This window comes from Acidobacteriota bacterium (genome assembly GCA_034211275.1).
Classification (GTDB): Bacteria; Acidobacteriota; Thermoanaerobaculia; order Multivoradales; family JAHZIX01; genus JAGQSE01.
Window position 1 is genome coordinate 1 of record JAXHTF010000155.1, and the last position, 16539, is coordinate 16539.

Here is a 16539-nt window from a genome sequence, read left to right on the forward strand (position 1 = left end):
TTTCTTTGCCCGATTCCTCGTCCAGTGGATCGCTTCCGAGCGTCGAAAGGAAAGCGTAGTCCCGGTCGCTTTCTGGTTCTTCAGCCTGGGCGGCGGCTTGGTCCTGCTCTCCTACGCCCTGTGGCGGCAGGATCCGGTGTTCATCGCCGGTCAGAGCATCGGGCTGTTGGTCTATAGCCGCAATCTCTGGTTCATCTACGGTCGGAGTGAGACCGCCGGCGACTCTTGATGGAATCCTCCACTCCCACCGGCAGTGGCCTGGCGGCCTGGCAGCATCGTGCCCTGATCGTCGGTCTCGGACTGCTGCTCTTCCTCCCCGGCCTCGGGTCCCGGGATCTCTGGAACCCGGATGAGCCCCGCTATGCGGAGGTGGCGCGGGAGATGGTGGCCAGCGGCGAGTTCTTGGTGCCGCACCTCAACGGCGAGATCTACGCCCAGAAGCCTCCGCTGCTCTTCTGGGCCATCGCCGCCAGCGGTGCGGTGCTGGGGGAGATCGGTCCGGCGGCGGCGCGGCTGCCCTCCGCCCTCGCCGCCACCGCCACCCTGTTGCTGGTCTTCGAGCTCGGCATCCTGCTCTTCGGCCTGCGGGCTGCCTGGCTGGCGGTGGCGGTGCTGGCCACCGCCGCGCGCATCCTCTGGCAGGGCAGGGTAGGGCAGATCGACATGTTGTTGGTGAGCCTGGTGACCCTGGCCATGACGTGTTGGGTGCGAGGCTATCTCGCCACAGAAGATCGGCAACGCTACCGCTGGTATCTCGGCTTCTTCGCCGCCGCCGGCTTCGCCACCCTCGCCAAGGGACCGGTGGGGCTCTTGCCGCCATTGCTCTCCATCGTCGCCTTCCTGCTCTTCACCGGCCAGCGCCAAGCGCTGCGCCAGCTGCGGGTCGGCCGTGGCCTGCTGCTGTGGTTGGCGGTGGTGGTGGCGTGGCTGGGGCCGGCGCTGCTGGCCGGTGGCGGCGAGTATGCGCAGCAGATTCTGTTCAAGCAGAATGTCACCCGTTACGTCGAGCCTTGGCACCATCATCGCCCCTGGTACTACTACCTGACGGCGCTACTCCACGACTTCTTTCCCTGGTCTTTGCTGCTGCCGTCGGCGCTGGTGGTGGGCTGGCGGCGCTTCACCGGCGAGCGCCGCCGTTGGTATCTCTTCGCTCTGTGCTGGATGGTGGTGACGCTGGTCTTCTTCAGCCTGTCCCCGGGCAAGCGGACGGTGTACATCCTCACCATGTATCCGGCCATGGCGCTGCTGGTGGCGGCGTGGGTGGACTCCATCGCCGCGGGCGAGAGTCGGCAGCGTTGGCTGACCTGGCCGCTGGGCCTGCTGACGGCGCTCCTGGCGGCGGTGACGGTGCTGGCGCCGGGGCAGCTGCCGGAGGTCGAGGGGCTGAGCCTCTTCGATCCCTGGGTCGGCACGGTGGTACTGGTGGTGCCGGCGGCGCTGGCGGTGGGGGCGGGGGTGGCCTGGTTGACTTGCTGGGGGCGCCGGCCGGCGGCGGCGGTGGCGCTGCTGGCCACCACCATGGCGTCGGTGCTGGCCACGGCATTGTTGCTCCTGCTGCCGGAGCTGGACCGCATCAAGTCCGCCGAGCCCCTGTCCCGGGAGCTGCTGGCGGCCATGGAGCCGGGGGATACCTACGCCTTCTACCCGCGCATCGACCCGCGCTTCGTCTTCTACACTCGCCGCTTCGCTGAAATCCTCGAGGATCGGACCCAGCTGGATGCCTATCTCGCGCCGCCCCCGGCGGACGCCGGAGGCCGTTGGCTGCTGGTGGAGCGGGACGACTTCGCCCGGCTGGAGGATCTACCGCCGCTGGTGGAGGTGGCCCGAGATGGCGATCCGAAGGATGGCTATCTGCTGCTGCGCCCCGCTGCCACCGCCGGGACGGAGATCGGGGAGGAGGCCGTGGAGGTGCTGGCGGTGGCGGAGGATGGGGATCAAGACTCTTCGGATCGGGAGCCAGCGGATCGAGTCACCGAGCTGCGCATTCAGCTGCAGCGGGTGGAGAGCCTGGAGGATGCGGGCTACGTCCAACCCGGGGAGGAGCTGATCCTGACGGTGGGGGATCGGCTGCGGCTGACCTTGGTGGCCATTCTCGGCGAGCGCCGGCGGGCACCGGCGGCGGTTCGGGCGGAGCTGTCGGTGGAGGGCAATGCCTCCCACGAGAAGATCCTGCGCTTGGAGTCCGTGGATCCGGAAGAAGGGTCGGCGGTGTTGACGGCCCTGAGGCCGACGGGAGACGGCGAGGCACGGGTGCGGTTGCGCTACCGGATTCTCGACGAGATGAATATCCGCGGCGGGCTGGTCAGCGGCACCATACGGGTACGGGTGCTCAGCCCGCGGCCTTGATCCGCGGAATCTCCCGGAAGTAGGACAGGAAGAGGATCAGGAAGAGGGGATGCGCGCCACCAGGTCGATTTCCACCAGCGCGCCCTTGGGCAGCGCCGCCGCCTGCACCGTCGAGCGCGCCGGCCGGTGGTCTCCCATGGCCTCGCCGTAGAGCTCGTTGAGGCGGCCGAAATCGCCCATGTCCGAGACGTAGATGGTGGCCTTGATCACGTGCTGGAAGCCGCAGCCGGCGCTCGCCAGCACCGCCGCCAAATTCTTTAGCACTTGCCGAGCCTGGGCCTCGAAGCCTCCCTCGACCATCTCACCGGTGGCCGGGTCGAGGCCGATCTGGCCGGAGGTGTAGAGCCGGCCGTCGATGGCGACGGCTTGGGAGTAGGGGCCGATGGCGGCGGGGGCTTGGTCGGTGTGGCAGAACTTCATGGTGGCTCTCCGAGGCTAGATCGCGGTGATGGGGGACCGGCGCTTCGAATCCGGTGGGCTGGCGGTCAGTCTTCGTCCTTGGCGGGGGGCTCGATGTAGCCGATGTAGGGCAGATTGCGGTATTTCTCGTCGAAGTCCAGACCGTAGCCGACCACGAAGCGGTCCTCGATGGGGAAGCCGCAATAGTCCACGGAGACGTCCACCTCGCGGCGGGAGGCCTTGTCCAGCAGGGCACAGAGCTTGACGCTCTCGGCGCCGCGGAAGCGCAGCAGACCGAGGATGGTGTTGAGGGTGTGACCGGTATCGACGATGTCTTCCACCAGCAGGACGTGGGCGCCGCGGATGGAAATCTCGATGTCCTTGCGGATCCGCACCTCGCCGGGCTCGGTGCCCTCGCCGTAGCTGGAGGTCTGGAAGAAATCCATCACCACCGGCAGGTCCAGCTGCTTGAGCAGGTCGACCAGGAAGAAGACCGAGCCCTTGAGGACCCCGATGGCGATGAGCCGGTCGACCCCGGCGTAATCGCGGTTGATTTCCTCCGCCAGCTCGCGAATTCGCTGCTGAAGACGCTCTTCGCTGATCAGAATCTTGTCCTGCGGCTTCTCTCCGGCGTCGGCCATGGCATAAAATCCGTGAAATGTCCGTTCAAGAGCTGACCGCACTGCACAATCAGTACGTCGACCTATCCGACCGCTTCCGCGCGGCGTGGGCGTTCCACCAGTTCATCCAGAGCGTCCAGAAGATGTTCCTGCCGGAAATCTCCTCGCGCTTCGGGACCGGTTTTCAAGACACCTACAGCCAGATCAAGACCCTGTCCCGGAGCCTCAACGCTTCCGAGACGGACAGGATTCGCGTCGATATCGAGCGGATCGGAAGGCAGCTGCAGCGGCTCACCGCCCAGCTGCTGGAGGAGGATAGCAAAGTCGCTCCCCAATTGCTCCGGCAGTTCTTCCAGCGGGTCAAGAACTATGACGAGAAGATCCTCACCCAGCTGGTGAAGTTCTACATCTACTCCCTGGACAGCGACTCCTGGGAGCCGGCGCGCATCGACAAGATGGACTATCTGCTCACCCGCGTCGCGGAGCAGACCGCGGCTCTGCCCGACGGCAACGGTCTGGGAGAAGTCCGGCGGCTCAAAGAAATCCTTCTGGGGTTGTGGAAGCTGCTGGACCGGGATCCGCCGGCGGAGGAGCTGGTCACCGCTCATCTGCGCTCTCTCGACGCCCTGCGCCAAACCCTCGACGGCATCGAGACGCTGGACGACCTCAATGACCAGCAGGTGGTAGACCATTTCCGGCAGTTCAAGCACTCGCTGGGAGAGCTCTTCTTCCATCCCAAGGTGCTCCTCGCCATCGCCGAGACCAACCTGCGGCTGAACTACTTGATCCAGCAGCTCTACCGTCAGGAGGAGCGGCGCATCGTCACCGATTACCAGCGCATCTTCGAGCTCGAGCGGGAGGTGCCGGTGGACGGCGAGACCAACCTCGAGCTGAGCCAGTTCCGGGAGTCCGTGGAGCGCTTCGAGCAGCAGCTGGAGAGCCAGGAGCTGCGGCTCCAGGACCTGGCCCAGATCCGCGACCGGGTGCGCACCCTGCTGCCCAAGCTCAGCCGCTCCGCCGGCGTCGAGGGCTACGGCACCTACGGGGATGAATCGGAGGACGAGGAAGAGCCCATCTCCCAGGTGCACGCGGTGCTCAGCCCCGGCAGCACCATGCCGACGCCCATGGAGAGCAGTCAGTCGGGCGAGCTGGGGAAGACCTACGAGAAGCTGGTGGAGGCTCTTTCCGAGAGCAGCCACAACGCCACTCCCAAAGCGGTTGCCCTGAGTCGCGAGCTCTTCCCCTACCGGTTGGAGAGCCGCGAGGTGGTGGCCTTCCGCCGCCTCAACAACGACGACGAGGCGGACAAAGGCCTGGAGCGCTTCATCCTCGAGGCGGCGGCACTACGGGTGCGCATCAACGAGGACGCGGAGGACATCAAGGGCATCCTCGACGACACTGCGGTCACCGGCGCCGGCCCGATCTTCGAGCGCGCCCGCCGCACGGTGCGCTGGGGCGATTCCTTCCTCAGCCAGTTCGGCCATCTCATCGAGCAGCAGGTGCTGGAGTCGAAGGTGGTGGAGGCCCACCAGCTGCAGATTCTGCGCATGCGCCTGATGCGCGACTACTCGGGACTGTGGCTGCTGGTCTACAAGCGGTTCTTGGGGAGTCAGCGGTCCTAGCACCCGATGGCGCGCAGCAGCTCCGGGTCCTGGAGCAGCGCTGTGAGCAGTCGCTGGACGTCGTCGGCGGCGGCCTGGCCGGCGGCTAGGACTTCGCCGTGGTGCAGGGTTTCGCCGCTGACCCCGGCGCCGTGGTTGGAGACCAGCGAGATGCAGCAGCAGGCCAGGCCCATCTGGCGGGCGGCGATCACTTCCTGCACCGTCGACATGCCCACCACATCCGCTCCCAGCGCCGCCAGCATGCGCACCTCCGCCGGCGTTTCATAGGCCGGACCTAGGACGCCCGCGTACACCCCCCGTTGGAGGTCCACGTCCAGGCGTTGGGCGTGGTGCTGGGCGCGCTCCCGCAGGCCGCGGCTATAAGCCTGGCTCATGTCGGGGAATTGGGGACCCCAGGTTCCCGGCAGCTGTCCCAGCAGCGGGCTGGTGCCGGTGAGATTGATCTGATCCTCCAGCAGCACCAGGCTGCCCGGCACCAGCTCCGGTCGCAGGCCGCCGGCGGCGTTGGTCATGACCAGCACCGAGGCTCCCAGCAGCGCCGCCAGTCGCACCGGAAAGACCACTTGGTGGCCGCTATAACCCTGGTAGGCGTGAAGGCGGCCGCGCAAATAGAGCACCGGCCGGTCCGGCAGCGCCTCGACGATCTCGAAGGAGTGGGGGTGGCCCTCGATGCTGTGCACCGGGAAGGGCAGCAGCTCGCTCAGCGGCGCCGGTCCATAGACCGTCTTGCCCAGCTCCACCGCCAACCCCGACCCCGCCACCGCCAGCGCCTGGGGCCGCGGCCAACCCTTTTCGTCCCAGGCCTCGACGGCTTGTTGCAGCTCTTGGTGAAAAGTCTCCATGGCGGCGCATCGTATCAGGAGCGGAAGGCGTCGGTACGGGAGAGCGACTCGATGGTCATGGCTCTTCGAGATCCTTCCCTGCTTGACATCTTCCCTGGGTGATGATTCAATAGTTGATAGGTCAAGTGTTGTTGCGTCGACATACGCAGCACAGAGGCCCACGAAATCGAACGACCAAGAACGAATCACAGCAAGCATTGAGGAGACGACGATGAGCATTCGAGACAAGGTCCAGACGGTGATCGACGGAATTCTGGCGGGGAAGATCCTCGAGACCTTTGACGAGCACTACGCCGACGACGTGGTGATGAGCGAGAACGGCCAGGACGAGCGGGTGGGCAAGCAGGCCTGCCGGGAGTACGAGGTGGCCTTCGTGGAGAACGTCGAATTCCACGGTGCCAAGGCTGGCCTGGTGCTGGTGGACGGCGACCACGCGGCGGTGGAGTGGGAGTTCGACCTCACCCCCGCCGGCGGTGAGCGGGTGGTGCAGAAGCAGGTGGCGCTGCAGACCTGGAAGGACGGCAAGATCGTGCGCGAGGTCTTCTACCACGGCTGAGGTTGCGGCGGCTCTTATGAAGACCTCTGACCTGAAACTCTCTTGGGTTGAAGGCTCCTGTTCCTCACTCGCGAGTACCTCAAAACTCGTCACTCCCGCCTTTGCGGGAATGACGAAGGGGGTGAGGGCAGTAGGAAAGGTTGGTGGTCTCGGCACCTCCGCCCGGGGATCCAATCCCCGGGCTACTCAGGTTCCGCCAGCTCCGCTGGCTCCGGAGGGGAGAGCACAGATCTCCTGGTTCCCATGCTCCAGCGTGGGAACCAACACTCGTGCGCTTTGCACCAACGCCGAGGCCCCGCTCCAGCGGGGCGGGTGAGCCTTCGTAGCGAGATCCCTGGGGCTGACCGGATTCACACCCCCACCCCCGACGCTGGAGCGTCTCCCCTGGGCTCCCACGCTGAAGCGTGGGAGCAAGAAGGCTCTGAGCAGAGTCTGGGGAGCCGGATTCATCCGGCGGTGTCCTGGGTAGCCCCGGGATTGATCCCGGGGCGGGGCTTTGGCCCGCAGTGGGCCAGGATTGCAGGATCGGCCCCGGGGCCGATTGATTCTTGGCCCGTGGGGGGGCGCTGTAGTGGCTACGACGAGGGGCAGGAAAGCAGAGAATGAAACACGCTGAGGCGTCGTCCGCGTAGTTCTAGACGGTAGAATGAGGATCTTCCTCTGAACGACGCGCGGCCGGATGGCCTCCCGAAGTCGTCTCGACGACCTGGAGAGCCCGGCGCAGAAAGGACGAGCTCTATGGCCTCAGATCCCTACTCCAACGACGAATCCGCCTTTCCTCCTCCCCCCGAAGCCGAGGGTGGTGCCGGTACGGCTCCGGGGGCTGCTTCTGAAGCGGCTGCCGCGGCGGCGGGGGCGGACTCTGCCGCCGGGGCTGGTAGCTCGCCAGGGGCCGGTCAGGCCAGCCCGCCTCCTCCTCCCATGGGCACGCCCGGGGGAGCTTCCGGAGGCAACCTGAGCCAGGACGAACGCAATATGGCGCTCTTCTGCCACCTGTCGACCTTCCTCGGCTTCGTGATCCCGCTGGGCAACATCATCGCGCCGCTGGTCCTGTGGCTGATCAAGAAGGACTCGTCGGCCTTCGTCGATCATCACGGAAGAGAGGCGCTGAACTTCCAGATCAACGTCACCTTCTGGATGATCGTCTTCATCATCCTGTCGATGCTGCTCATCGGTCTGCCGTTCCTGATCCTGCTGGCCATCGCGGATGTCGTTCTGACCATCGTGGCGACGGTGAAGGCAGCCAACGGCGAGCACTATGAGTATCCGCTGACCCTGCGGCTGGTGAAGTAGGCCGCTTTCTAGAGGCAGTGAGGGGTAGTGTCCTAGATTGAATTCCGCGAAGACTCCGAGGCGCCCACCGCAGGCAAGAGGCGGAGCGGAAAAACGCGCGGAACTGTTTGAACGAAGTGAGTTTTCCGCGCGCCGCTCCGACTCGACCCGCCTGCGGTGGCAGCAGTGCCGAGGCCTGAGCGAATTCAAACTAGGACACTATCCAGTGAGGCCGCGCCTTCAGGAGCCTGCGGGAGGGCGCACGCCGATATTGGTGGGGCGCTCCCGCGGGTGTCGGGGGGCCTCCAAGGGCTGCTGCCGGCGGTAGCGCTCCAGGCGCTCCCGGGTCCAGACGGCGGCGTCGGGGAAGGGACTGGCGGCGGCGGCTTCGGCCGCCGCCGTTTGCCATTGGATCGCGCTCTCGAAATCTCCGAGAGCGGCGTAGGCCATGGCCACGGTCTCCGCCCGCACCAGCAGCGGCTGGGCGCGGTAGCCGGCGAGGGCCCCTTCGAGAGTCTGTTGGCGCTGGGCTGGGGTTGATCGGGGGTTGGAGAGAATCAGCCGAGACTCCAGGGTGGCGAGTTCCGGATCGTCGGGGAAGAGGCGGAGATCGTCTGCCAGGGCTCGGCGGGCTTCGTCCCGGCGCCCTAGCTGGGCCAGCAGGGCGGTGCGCCAGAGGCGCGCCGGGCGCTGGGTGGAATCGAGCTCGATGGCGGCCTGATAGCTTTCCAGCGCCTCTTCCAGCCGGCCTTCGGTGCGTAGCAGCTGCGCGAGATTCAGACGAGCTTCCAGATAGCGGGGATCGGCCTCCGCGGCGGCGCGGAAGTCGGCGATGGCCGCTGCGTTGTCGCCGGCGAGGCTGTGGGCCAGGCCGCGGCCGAAGAGGGCCAAGGGGATTCCCGGTTCCCGTTGCAGCAAAGCGTCGTATTCCGTCAGCCCGTCGTCAACGCGGCCGGCGCGGAGCAAGGCCTGCCCGAGATTGATGCGGATGTCCCGGTCGCCGGGATCGATGGCGGCGGCCCGGCGCAGCCATTCCACTGCCTCCGGGAAGCGGCCTTCCGCTAGCGCCTGGTTGCCCCTGGCGGCGTAGGTCTCCGCGGAGACCCGAAGGGCTTGCATTTCTTCGAGGAGGGGGTGCGAGAGAGGCAGAGGTTCGCCACCGCCGCCGGCCTCGGCGAGAAGCTGGCGGGCCCGGTCCAGGTCTCCGGCGTTGCGGTAGGCGAGACCCAGGCTGTGTTGAATCTCCGAGGCTTCCGGAAACGCCTCCAGCAGCGGCTGAAGGATGTCCACGGCCCGCTGGGCGTCGCCGGAGGCCAGTGCCGCTTTGCCGGCTCCCAGCCGCGCCCGGGTTGTGTCGGGGGCCATTTCCAGTGCGGTGCGGAAGAGCTTGGCGGCCTCGGCGTGGCGGCCTTGGCCCAGCCGCACCTCGCCCAGCCAGACTCGGAGCACCGGATCCTCCGGCATCTCCTCCAGCAGTTGTTCCAGCAACGGGCCGGCGGCGGCCTGATCTCCCTCTAGAAGATAGAGATGAGCCCGATAGAAGGGCCAGCGCAGCTCGTCCGGTGCCAGGTCTTCGGCGTTGCGATAGGCGGCTTCGGCGGCATTGCGGTAGCGGTAGACGTGGAGCCACATTCCCAGCTCCCCGAAGGCTTGGGCGAGCTCCGCGGGTTCGGTCTCGGCGGCCAGCAGGCGGTCGAGGTGGCTGCGGCGCTGGAGGTAAGCGCCGCGGACCGGCGGATCGAGGGTGTCGAGGGCGGTGGGGGCGGGCACCGGCCGCAACGGTGCTGGTGGCTCGGAGCAGGAGCTCAGGATCCCCATCAGGATAGCTCCCATCAACCACAGCGCGCCCGCCGGAAGCAGCCTCCGCGGAGACTTCCTCGGGCCCCGGATGGTTGGGGGGCTCTGGCTGGTCCGGGCGGTCATGGGATCTTGTCCCCACCTCGGCGAAGGTCGGAAGCGGCTCATGGTGCTTCTTCGGTGGCGGTGTCGGTGCCGGTTCCGGTGCCTCGGGCGAGAGTGGTGTAGGTCCCTGCCGGGGGCGCAGGGAAGAGCTCCCGGAGGCCGTCGGGCCAGCGTACCTCACAGCTCTCGATGCGGCTCTTGCCCGGCGCGAAGAGCACCCGGGGATCGTTGGCGGAGAGGTAGCTGCCGTCGGTGCGTGCCCGCCCCAACAACACGCGGCCGTCGTCCAGGACCATCCGGATCTCGGCCCCCAGGGCGTCACGACCGCCAGCTTCGGGCAAGACCAGACGGACGCCCAGCCAGGTCTCGCCGGGGTGGCGGGAGTTCTTCAGCAGCCGCGCCGGACCGTGGTTGTTGCTGATCAGTAGATCCGGGTCGCCGTCATTGTCCAGATCGCCGACGGCGGTGCCGCGGCTGACCTCGGCGGTGGTGAAGCCGGGGCCGGCGCCGGCGGAGACGTCCTCGAACTGCCCACCGCCGCGGTTGCGGAAGAGCTGGTTGGGCTGCTTGAGAGGCAGCTCGTCGCCGGCTCGGGCCTGGCTTTCGAGGATCTTCACCGCTCCGCTCACCGTCACCACGTCGAGCCAGCCGTCGCCGTCGTAGTCCACCAGGGCAGTGCCGAAGCTGGTGAAGGGCACGCTGGCCAGCCCCAGAGCGCTGGTGGCGGTGCCGTCCCGGAACAGGCCGTCGCCGTCGTTGAGGTAGAGGGTGTTGGTCTCGCCGTCGAGATGGGTCATGAAGAGGTCCAGATCGCCGTCGAGATCCAGATCCCCGGCGTCCACTCCCATGCTGGCCTCCGCCTGGCCATCGAAGTTCACCGCCGTGCCGGCGAGGAGGGAGCGGTCCTCGAAGGTGCCGTCGCCGCGGTTGTGCCATAGCTGGTTGGGGCGCATGTCGTTGGCGACATAGAGATCGATGGGGCCGTCGCCATCCAGGTCCGCCGCCACCACGCCGAGGCCGGGCTCCCGCAGATCCGCCAGGCCGGCGGCGACGGTGACGTCCTCGAAGGTGCCGTCGCCGCGGTTGCGCAGCAGCCGGTCCGCCACGCCACGGTAGCTGGCGGGGCCGCAATAGTCGGGGCGGCCGGCGGAGTTTTGGCACGGCTTGTGGGTGGCGAGACTGAAGTCGGTGTAGTGCACCACGTAGAGGTCGAGCCAGCCGTCGCCATCGTAGTCCAAGGCGGCGGCACTGGTGGACCACAGAGGGTCGTCGATACCGGCGGTGGCGGTGACGTCCTCGAAGGTGCCGTCGCCGCGGTTGCGCCACAGCTGGTCGGGACCGAAGTTCGCCAGGTAGAGGTCCGGGTGGCCGTCGTTGTGAAAGTCCCCCACCGCCACGCCCATGCCGTAGCCCCGGGCATCCAGGCCGCTGGCGTCGGTGACGTCCTGGAAGCGGAGCTTGCCCTCGGCGCCGAGAAGATTCTCGAACAGCCGCCCTCGAGCCTCCATTCCTTGGGCCTCCGGCCTCGGCTCTTCGCCGGAGCCCAGGGTATGCCCCTGGGGTAGGAAGAGGTCCAGATCGCCGTCGCCGTCGTAATCGAGCATGGCCGCTCCGGCGCCGAAGATTTCGGCGAAGTAGAGCTCGCCGGTCATGCCGTTGTGGTGGCGGAAGTCGAGGCCGGCTGGGGTGCTGACGTCTCGGAACAGGGCTCGGCGGTCGGCTTCCGCTGGCGGCGGCGGTTCGGAAAGGCCGGCGGGCTCCGGGGAACCACAGCCGCTCAGGAGCAGCAGGCCCATCATCCCCCCGGCCAGAATTCCGCCAGCCGTTCGCCGGGCCAGCGCCCTTCGGAATGCCTTCTCCCGGTCCCGGCGCGTCCGCCGAGAGGGAGGGGAATCCGCCGGGGACCGGCGGGAGACGGTGGTCGCGGCCTGGGGCCTTGAGCAGCTCATGGAAGGCTGGGATTGTAGCAGGCTTGCCCCGGGGAGGAGGTCTCGACGACATCGGGGAGCGCCGGAACCTTGCGATAGGATGCCGCCTCCACCGGACCTTGAGGAGATTCCATGAAGCTTTGGATGTTTTTCGTCGTCGGGGCCTTTTTGGCCTGGGGCTGCTATGTGCCCACCATTCACGCCGGCCAGGTGGCCTTCAAGGGAGGCTCGTTGCGGGCTTTCCTCTTCGTCGGCCTCGCTTACTTTCTGACCGCGGTGCTCGTGCCCCTGGGGCTGCTGGGGGCCAAGATGGAGCCTTGGGAGTTCACCACCAAGGGCATGGCGCTATCCACCACCGCCGGCGTCTTCGGCGCCGTGGGGGCGCTGTGCGTGATCCTGGCGATGAAGACCGGCGGCTCACCCATCGTGGTGGCACCGCTGGTCTTCGCGGGAGCACCGGTGATCGCCACCCTGGTGAGCATGACCTGGCACAAGCCCAAGACGGCGCCGGAAATCTGGTTCTACATCGGCCTGGTCCTCGCCGCCAGCGGTGCCGCCATGGTGCTGCGCTTCCGGCCTCACTGACCCCGCGGCTCGGCAGCTGTGAGGAAGTGGGGTCCTGCTTGGTACTCGCTCGGGGCGTCGGCGCGAGCTGCCGGCTCAGGCTGTCGAGTTCCAGCGGCGCGCGGAAAACTCACTTCGTTCAAACAGTTCCGCGCGTCTTTCCGCTGGAACTCGTGCCTGAGTCCGGGCGCCTCCGAGTCCTCGCTCCGTCCCAATCAGGCCCCCACTTCCAGCAACGCTGCTCGCTCGGAATACAGGATGCTCAGCAAGCGGGTCAGTGGGCTGACTAGGTCGCGATGGGGGCCGCGAGAACCTCGTCGGGGATGGCGAAAGCGTCCACCAGGGGGACCGCCTGGGGGCGGAGCTGGCGGCAGAGGTCGTTGACCAGGTTGCGGATGGCCTTGGACTTGCCCGCCTCGACATAGCCTTGGCTCAAATACCAGCCCCGGTCCGCTTCCAGGCGGGCGAGGGCGAAGAGGTCGCAGACGTCGGTGAGGATCTCCCGCAGAGCCTCGTCCTCGCAGGCTTCCAGCGCCGCGGCGAATTGCTCTAAGAGCACCCGCTCGACGTGGGCCAGGGCGAGCTTGAGAAGGTGGTCCTGGACCTGGATCATCGCCTGGAAGGAGTCCATGCCGTCGTCGATGCGCTTCTTCAGCCGCCGGGCCACCGAGCCCAGGAGATGCTCTTCACGCCAGCGCAGGGCGGCGAGCTGGAAGTCCCGATCCCGCAGATGCTCCTCGTCGGAACGGCGGGTGATCACCGGATTGAGCTCCGCCAGGCCGGTGGCCGCCCGTTCCGCCACGTAGCGCGCCATGTCGAAGACGTTCATCTCCCCGAACCGCCGCTTGTAGCCCGACAGCAGCCCCTTGGCCACCAGCTGTAGGAGCACCGTATTGTCGCCCTCGAAGGTGGCGAAGACGTCGGTGTCGGCCTTGAGGGTGGCGAAGCGGTTCTCCGTCAGGTAGCCCTTGCCGCCGCAGCACTCGCGGCAGGTTTGGAGGGTGTCGATGGTGTGCCAGGAGCTGTAGGACTTGAGGCCGGCGGCGAGGGTTTCCACCTCGCGGCGGTCGTCGTCGCTGCTCTCCTCGTAACGCCGGGCCAGATGGCGCAGGCCGAAGTGCAATGCATAGGTGGTGGCCAGCCGCGGCAGCAGGCGGCGCTGGTGGCTGAGATAGTCGAGGATGCGCACCTCGGCCTCGCCGGCGGGTCCGAACTGGCGCCGCCGGTCCCCGTAGCGTACGGCGATGGTGAGGCCGCTCTTGGCCGCTGACAGGGCCGCCAGGGCAACGCTCACCCGGCCCCCCACCAGGGTCCCGAGCATGGTGAAGAAGCGCTTGCCGGCGGAGGGGATGGGGCTTTCGTAGGTGCCGTCCGCCGCCACCGAGGCAAAGCGGTCCAGGAGGTTCGCCCGGGGGATGGAGACTTGGTCAAAGCCCAGGCGGCCGTTGTCGACGCCGTTGAGTCCCAGCTTGTGGCCGCAATCCTTGATCTCCACTCCCGGCAGGGGCTGGCCCTGGGCGTCGCGGATGGGCACCAGGAAGGCGTGGACGCCGTACTCTTCCGCACCGATCTCCAGCTGGGCGAAGACCGTCGCCAACCGGCCGTGGAGGGCGGCGTTGCCGATCCAATCCTTGCGCGCCGAAGGATCCGGCGTGTGGATGATGAAGGCCTCGCTGGCGACGTCGTAGCGGGCGACGGTTTCGATGTCCCGGACGTTGGAGCCGTGGCCGGTCTCGCTCATGGCGAAACAGCCGGGGAGCTCGAGGCTGGCGACGTCCGCCAGGTAGCGGCGGTGGTGTTCCTCGGTGCCGAGCTGCAGGATGCTGCCGCCGAAGAGACCGAACTGCACGCCGAATTTGACCAGCACGCTGAGGTCGCCGTAGGCCAGGGTCTCGAAGACGGCGATGAAGGCGCTCATCTCACCGCCGCCGCCGGTGGTCGTGGGGAAGCTCAGGCCGCCGTAGCCGTGGTCGGCGAGGATCTTCACCAGGCGCAGCACCTTCTCCCGATAGGCCCTGCGGTCGAGCTCCGGTTCGTAAGCGAAGGCTTCGGTGCCTAGCAGCCGGCGCACCTCGTTGCGCAGCTGGTGGTGAGAGGCGTCCAGCAGGTGGGCCAGGGCCTCGACGTCGAAGGCCGGGGCGGGCCTTTCGGCAGCCTCCTCGGGCTTCGGCCGGCCATCCGCCAGCAGCAGCCGGGCGGCCTCGCGGGTGGCGAGCCCCAGAGCTTGTTCCACTTCTTCCAAAGCCTGCCGTTCGACCCCCTCGACCCGCTGGTCCAGCCGCGCCAGCTCGATGCCCAGATCGGCCAGCGAGGGCGAGCCCGGAGCGTCGCCGTATTGGCGGATGACGCTCAGCATGCGCTGCAGATCCGCCGCGGCGGGGGGCTTCTCGGGGTCGAGCCAGCGCCCCAGCGCCTGCCGGCAGTCGTGATCCAGGTCCTCCCGCTGGTCGATGCGCCGGCAGATCTCTCGGATCTCATCGGGGGTCAAATCGCCATCGGACCAGGCGACATAGATCAGCGGCAGGAAGGGGACCAGCCGGGGATCTTGCACCGGCAAAGTGCGGTCCGAGGGCTGGTGGCTCTGGGATGGGGGGGCGTCGGTCATACCTACTCCTCTAGCCGCCAAGCTCCGTGGCTGGCGAGCATGCGCTCCTGCGAATTGAGAGGCTCTTCGCCCTCCGGCGGCTGGACCTGCTCGTAGTTGCCGTCCGGCAGCAGGCGGCGGGCCTTGGCGCTGTCCCGCAGGTGGACCATGAGGATCTCGTCCTTGAGGGCGCTGAGCAGCCGCGCATCGCCCACGGGGAAGAGCACCTCGACCCGGCCGTCCAGGTTGCGGGGCATGAGGTCGGCGCTGCCCACCAGGATCTCTTCCTCGCCGCCGTTGCGGAAGTAGTACATGCGGCTGTGCTCGAGGAAGCGACCCACCACCGAAGTGACGGTGATGTTCTCGCTCACCCCCGGAACCTGGGGCCGCAGGCAGCAGATGCCGCGCACCTGCAGGTCCACCCTCACGCCGGCGCGGGAGGCGCGGTAGAGGGCGCGAATGCAGTCCTTGTCCACCAGGGCGTTCATTTTGAAGGCCAGGTGGCCGCCACCGTTCTTCTCGTGGTTGCGGATCTCCCGCTCGATGCGCGACAGCAGCTGCTGGCGCATGCGCTCCGGCGCCACCAGGATCTTGTTGTACTCGGTCTTGTTGGAGTAGCCGGTGAGGGCGTTGAAGAGATCCGAGACGTCTTCGGCGATCTTGGGATCGGTGGTGAAGTAGCCGATGTCGGTGTAGATGCGGGCGGTGATGGGGTTGTAATTGCCGGTGGACAGGTGCACGTAGCGGCGGATGCCCTCGCGCTCCCGGCGCACCACCAGACAGATCTTGGAGTGGGTCTTGAGCCCCAGCACGCCGTAGACCACGTGCACCCCGGCGCGCTCCAGGGCGCGGGCCCAGACGATGTTGTTCTCCTCGTCGAAGCGCGCCTTGAGCTCTACCAGCACGGCCACCTGTTTGCCGTTCTCCCGCGCCTCCCGCAGGGCGTGGACGATGGGGGAGTTGGGGCCTACCCGGTAGAGGGTCTGTTTGATGGCCAGGACGTCCGGATCCCGGGCCGCCTCGCGCAGGAAGGAGACCACCGGGTTGAAGCTGTCGTAGGGGTGGTAGAGCAGATGGTCGTGCCGGCGCAGGACGCTGAAGTGAGTCTCGTCCCGGGCCGCCACCGGGTGTACCACCGGCGCGAAGGGAGTGTATTTGAGCTCCGGGCGGTCAACGGAGGTGAGCTCCGACAAGTCCGCCAGACCGATGGGTCCGCGGGTGGTGAAGACCTGGTAGGGCGCCAGCTCGAGGTTCTGGAGCAGGATGTCGCGCACCCGCTCGGGGATTTTCTCGTCGACTTCCAGCCGCACCGCGGAGCCGAAGTGGCGCTGGCCCACGACCTCGGACATGGCCTGCATGAGGTCCGACGCTTCGTCTTCCTCGATCTCCAGGTCGGCGTCGCGGGTGACCCGGAAGGGGTAGGCGGCGACCACGTCGACGTCGGGGAAGAGGAGATCCAGATTCTCCGCCACTACTTCGTCGAGCCAGATGAAGTTGGGGCTCTTGATCTCCACCAGCCCCAGGCGCTCGTAGCTGGCAGCCCTTTCCTCGGTGGGGATGCGCAGCAGGCGGGGAAAGGTCTGGGGCACTTTGAGGCGGGCGAAGCGCTCACCGTGGACCGGGTCCCGCACCACCACCGCCAGGTTGAGGCTGAGGTTGGAGATGTGGGGGAAGGGATGCCCCGGATCGAAGGCCAGGGGCGTGAGCACCGGGAAGATCTCTTGTTTGAAGTGGCGGCGCAGGAGTTTGCGCTGTTTGCCTCGCAGCTCGGAGTAGGCGACCACGTTGATTCCCGCCTCGGCGAGCTGGGGCAGGAGCTCGCCGTGCCACAGCTCCACCGCCTGCTGCATGATGGGATTGACCTCGGCGCGGATGGCGGTGAGCTGTTCCACCGGCGTCATACC

General features: G+C 67.3%; 13 protein-coding genes. 6 read left to right on the forward strand and 7 right to left on the reverse strand.

Going from position 1 to position 16539, the window contains the following annotated elements; translation table 11 throughout:
- Together SX243_19310 and SX243_19315 are read left to right on the forward strand one after the other, a co-directional pair.
- The coding region (locus tag SX243_19310; GenBank protein MDY7095130.1) for a lipid-A-disaccharide synthase N-terminal domain-containing protein at window positions 1–229 on the forward strand (229 nt) is incomplete at its 5' end.
- A complete protein-coding gene (locus SX243_19315; protein ID MDY7095131.1) occupies window positions 229–2346 on the forward strand; it encodes a glycosyltransferase family 39 protein in 2118 nt (705 codons plus the stop codon). The genes SX243_19310 and SX243_19315, both read left to right, overlap by 1 nt.
- A 36-nt stretch (window positions 2347–2382) precedes the next feature.
- Here SX243_19315 and SX243_19320 read toward each other — a convergent pair whose 3' ends face one another.
- A complete protein-coding gene (locus tag SX243_19320; GenBank protein ID MDY7095132.1) occupies window positions 2383–2766 on the reverse strand; it encodes a RidA family protein in 384 nt (127 codons plus the stop codon).
- A gap of 65 nt (window positions 2767–2831) precedes the next feature.
- Window positions 2832–3386: a hypoxanthine phosphoribosyltransferase gene (gene hpt, locus SX243_19325; protein ID MDY7095133.1), complete on the reverse strand. Its 555-nt coding sequence runs from the start codon at window positions 3384–3386 to the stop codon at window positions 2832–2834.
- Window positions 3387–3403: 17 nt separating this feature from the next.
- Here hpt and SX243_19330 point away from each other — a divergent pair, with 17 nt between their 5' ends.
- Entirely contained in the window at window positions 3404–4987 is a 1584-nt protein-coding gene (locus SX243_19330; GenBank protein MDY7095134.1) for a hypothetical protein, read from the forward strand.
- Here the strand turns inward: SX243_19330 and SX243_19335 are convergent.
- Window positions 4984–5829, reverse strand: a complete 846-nt coding sequence (locus SX243_19335; protein MDY7095135.1) for a purine-nucleoside phosphorylase — start codon at window positions 5827–5829, stop codon at window positions 4984–4986. The genes SX243_19330 and SX243_19335 overlap by 4 nt on opposite strands.
- Window positions 5830–6040: 211 nt before the next feature.
- Here SX243_19335 and SX243_19340 point away from each other — a divergent pair, with 211 nt between their 5' ends.
- Both SX243_19340 and SX243_19345 read left to right on the forward strand, forming a co-directional pair.
- Window positions 6041–6385: a nuclear transport factor 2 family protein gene (locus tag SX243_19340; protein ID MDY7095136.1), complete on the forward strand. Its 345-nt coding sequence runs from the start codon at window positions 6041–6043 to the stop codon at window positions 6383–6385.
- Window positions 6386–7123: 738 nt separating this feature from the next.
- Window positions 7124–7678 (forward strand): DUF4870 domain-containing protein, encoded by a 555-nt coding sequence (locus tag SX243_19345; GenBank protein ID MDY7095137.1) that lies wholly within the window; start codon window positions 7124–7126, stop codon window positions 7676–7678.
- Between the two features lie 219 nt (window positions 7679–7897).
- Here the strand turns inward: SX243_19345 and SX243_19350 are convergent, their stop codons facing one another.
- Window positions 7898–9475, reverse strand: coding sequence for a tetratricopeptide repeat protein (locus SX243_19350; GenBank protein ID MDY7095138.1), 1578 nt, complete (start codon window positions 9473–9475; stop codon window positions 7898–7900).
- A 143-nt stretch (window positions 9476–9618) separates the two neighbouring features.
- A complete protein-coding gene (locus SX243_19355) occupies window positions 9619–11358 on the reverse strand; it encodes a CRTAC1 family protein (protein ID MDY7095139.1) in 1740 nt (579 codons plus the stop codon).
- Between the two features lie 261 nt (window positions 11359–11619).
- Between SX243_19355 and SX243_19360 the strand changes: the two genes are divergently transcribed.
- On the forward strand, window positions 11620–12072 hold the full coding sequence (locus SX243_19360; protein MDY7095140.1) for a hypothetical protein: 453 nt from the start codon (window positions 11620–11622) through the stop codon (window positions 12070–12072).
- A gap of 265 nt (window positions 12073–12337) precedes the next feature.
- On the opposite strand, the gene SX243_19365 is transcribed toward SX243_19360, so the two are convergent.
- A complete protein-coding gene (locus SX243_19365) occupies window positions 12338–14656 on the reverse strand; it encodes an acyl-CoA dehydrogenase (GenBank protein ID MDY7095141.1) in 2319 nt (772 codons plus the stop codon).
- A gap of 2 nt (window positions 14657–14658) precedes the next feature.
- The coding region (gene ppk1 / locus SX243_19370) for a polyphosphate kinase 1 (protein ID MDY7095142.1) at window positions 14659–16539 on the reverse strand (1881 nt) is incomplete at its 5' end.

What these genes read in the sequence shown, in the direction of transcription:
- SX243_19330 (MDY7095134.1), top strand. Translation starts at nt 3,404, where the DNA reads ATGTCCGTTCAAGAGCTGACCGCACTGCACAATCAGTACGTCGACCTA.
- hpt (MDY7095133.1), bottom strand. Translation starts at nt 3,386, where the DNA reads ATGGCCGACGCCGGAGAGAAGCCGCAGGACAAGATTCTGATCAGCGAA.
- SX243_19340 (MDY7095136.1), top strand. Translation starts at nt 6,041, where the DNA reads ATGAGCATTCGAGACAAGGTCCAGACGGTGATCGACGGAATTCTGGCG.
- SX243_19320 (MDY7095132.1), bottom strand. Translation starts at nt 2,766, where the DNA reads ATGAAGTTCTGCCACACCGACCAAGCCCCCGCCGCCATCGGCCCCTAC.
- SX243_19315 (MDY7095131.1), top strand. Translation starts at nt 229, where the DNA reads ATGGAATCCTCCACTCCCACCGGCAGTGGCCTGGCGGCCTGGCAGCAT.
- SX243_19335 (MDY7095135.1), bottom strand. Translation starts at nt 5,829, where the DNA reads ATGGAGACTTTTCACCAAGAGCTGCAACAAGCCGTCGAGGCCTGGGAC.
- SX243_19355 (MDY7095139.1), bottom strand. Translation starts at nt 11,358, where the DNA reads ATGATGGGCCTGCTGCTCCTGAGCGGCTGTGGTTCCCCGGAGCCCGCC.
- SX243_19365 (MDY7095141.1), bottom strand. Translation starts at nt 14,656, where the DNA reads ATGACCGACGCCCCCCCATCCCAGAGCCACCAGCCCTCGGACCGCACT.
- SX243_19350 (MDY7095138.1), bottom strand. Translation starts at nt 9,475, where the DNA reads ATGGGGATCCTGAGCTCCTGCTCCGAGCCACCAGCACCGTTGCGGCCG.
- SX243_19345 (MDY7095137.1), top strand. Translation starts at nt 7,124, where the DNA reads ATGGCCTCAGATCCCTACTCCAACGACGAATCCGCCTTTCCTCCTCCC.
- SX243_19360 (MDY7095140.1), top strand. Translation starts at nt 11,620, where the DNA reads ATGAAGCTTTGGATGTTTTTCGTCGTCGGGGCCTTTTTGGCCTGGGGC.